General features: G+C 76.7%; 2 protein-coding genes. One reads left to right on the top strand and one right to left on the bottom strand.

The features are described 5' to 3' along the window. A partial coding sequence (locus tag IFT36_RS15800) for a polysaccharide pyruvyl transferase family protein (RefSeq protein WP_200413635.1) occupies window positions 1–1,017 on the bottom strand: 1,017 nt, incomplete at its 3' end. A 189-nt stretch (window positions 1,018–1,206) separates the two neighbouring features. Between IFT36_RS15800 and IFT36_RS15795 the strand changes: the two genes are divergently transcribed. Further along, window positions 1,207–2,358, top strand: a 1,152-nt coding sequence (locus IFT36_RS15795) for a HEAT repeat domain-containing protein (RefSeq protein WP_463671338.1), incomplete at its 3' end; no start/stop codon positions are given.

The raw sequence follows: 2,358 nt of genomic DNA, 5'->3' as shown, positions 1-2,358 counted from the left end.
GACCGCGAGCCCGACCGTCGGCACGCCGCCCGCGACGGCGAACACGGCCGGGTGGTAGCGGCTCGTCAGGTGGAGGGCCGCCCCGCGGGCGAAGCGGGCGGCCGCGGGGGAGTCGGTCGTGGGTTCGACCCGCGCCGGCACGGTCAGCTGGTCGAGCACGGCCCGGTGCAGCAGCGAGTCGCCGCGCTCCTCGGTCGGGTCGAGCGAGCCCCAGTGCGCGAGGAACACGACCTCGAGCCCCGCCTCGCCCGCCACCCGGTCGAGCAGTCGGGCGACGGCCGTGGCGAAGGCTCCCCGGTCGGCGTCGCCCACGTGTGCGGACAGGCTGACGGCGAGGTACGGCGCCGCCGCGCCCGCCACGGACGCCGCGCTCGCCGCACCCCCGGCAGGAGGCGCGGCCTCGAACCCGAGGAAGCTCGCGTCGTCCACCGTCCCCACGGTCGTCGTCGGGTCGACGCCGAGCGACCGCACGAGCTCGAGAGACGCGCCCTCGCGCAGGCCCACGAGTGCGGCGGCGTCGAGCAGTTCGGTGACGAGCTCGCGGTCCTCGCCCTCGAGCACCGGCCCGATGGTCTGCCCGCTGACGACCAGCGGCTTGTCGAAGCGTCGGGCGATGAGCCCGAGCGTGTTCCGCTCGTAGACGTGCATCGGCCAGAGCGAGGCCATGTTGCCGCCGCCGGCGACGAGCACGCCGTCGGCCTCGCGGACGGCCTCGACCACCTGCCAGGCCGGGTCGTCCTGCGGGAGGTGACCCGCGCCTCCGTCGATGGCCGACAGCACGCGGGCGCGTCGCTCGCGCTGGCCGAGCCGGCCGCCGGTCGTCGCGGGGTGGAAGCCGATCGCGGGCACGGCGTCGATGCCGTACCGCTCGGCGGTCTCGGCCGGGTTCGACGAGACGCCGGTGATCGTGGCGCCGCGGGCGCGCAGCTGCACGGTCGCCTCGTGGAACATCGCCTCGTCGCCGATGTGGACCATGCCGTCGAGCACGCCGACGTCTCCGATGGTGACGATTCGCACGGGTGGGACCTCTCGCTGCGGGACTCGGCAGCGGGATCGATGCCGCCCACGACGGTACCGGACCCCCGCGGCGCCGAGCACACCGTGCGGCGACCGGGCGGCCACCGGGCGGCGATAGGCTCCACCAGGCCCCGGGCTCCGCGGGCCGGGCACCGCACCACCACCCCGCCGCACCCGAGAGGCACCGCCATGGGCATCCAGACCTCGCTCGACGCGATCCACGAGGCCGACCGCCTGGTCGACTCGATGCGCCTCGCCGACGACCTCGCGCTCGACGCCGCGCGCACCGGCGGGGCCCGGACGATCCGCGTGCTGCGCGGCGCGCTCGGCAGCCCCGACCAGCTCGTCGCCATCGCGGCGACGAACGCCCTCGCGCAGGTCTTCGACGAGCAGGCCGACGTCGTGCTGAGCGATCTGCTGTCGAGCGACCGCACCTTCCTCCGCGAGCACGCCGCGTCGGCGCTCAGCCAGCGGCTGCCCCGCTACGACACGGTCGGTCGGCTGATCGGGCTCGTCGTCGCCGGGGGCTTCACCGGCATGGTCGCCCAGCGCACGCTCGAGCAGTGGTCGTCGGCCGCCCCCGCCGTGGTCGGGGTCGCCCTCGAGGGCGCCCTGATCGGCGTGCACGAGCCCGACGCCCGGTACCGCCTGGTCGAGACGCTGGGCCTCGTGCGCGCCCGCATCACCTCCCGCCCGCTGCTGACGATCGCCCGCGACCGGGGCGAGGACGAGCACGTCCGCGTCGCCGCCGTCTCGGCCCTCGGCCAGCGTCGTGGCGACCAGGCGGTCGCCGCCGTCGTCCACGAGCTCGCCCGCCACGACGGCTACCTCGGCGACGTCGCGCGCCTGTCCGCGATCGACCTCTCCGCCCCGGACGAGGTGCCCGACGGCCACCGGGTGCACGACCGCGGAGTCGAGGACGGACCCGACGGCGACCACCCCGCCGGGCGCGACGGCCTCACCATCGCGCAGCTCTTCCTGCACGCCGACATCGACGCCGGCCTCACCCACGCCGGCAGCGGCGACAACGGCGGCATCGCGACGCTGCTCGTCCGGCTCGGCGACGCGCTCGCCGCGGGCGGCGTGCTCCCCGCAGGAGCCGTGCTCCCCGCAGGAGGCGCGGTGCCGGCCCTCGGCGACCGTCACGTCGAGCGGGTGGTCACCCTCTCGCGCGGGTCGGCGGACGCGGCGGTCGAGAGCGTCCACGACCTGGCGACCCGCGCCTCCGGACACGTCTACGGACGCGTGCCGCTGCTCAGCGACCCCGTCTCGTCGGCGACCGCGTGGCCGCTGCGGGTGGCGGCCCGGCGCGGCATCCGGCGGGTGCTGCGTGCCGCGGGC

It is taken from the genome of Frigoribacterium sp. CFBP 13605, assembly GCF_014839405.1.
Classification (GTDB): domain Bacteria; phylum Actinomycetota; class Actinomycetes; order Actinomycetales; family Microbacteriaceae; genus Frigoribacterium.
Note: the sequence above shows the minus strand (reverse complement) of the source record. Positions and strands in the feature narration are given on the sequence as shown.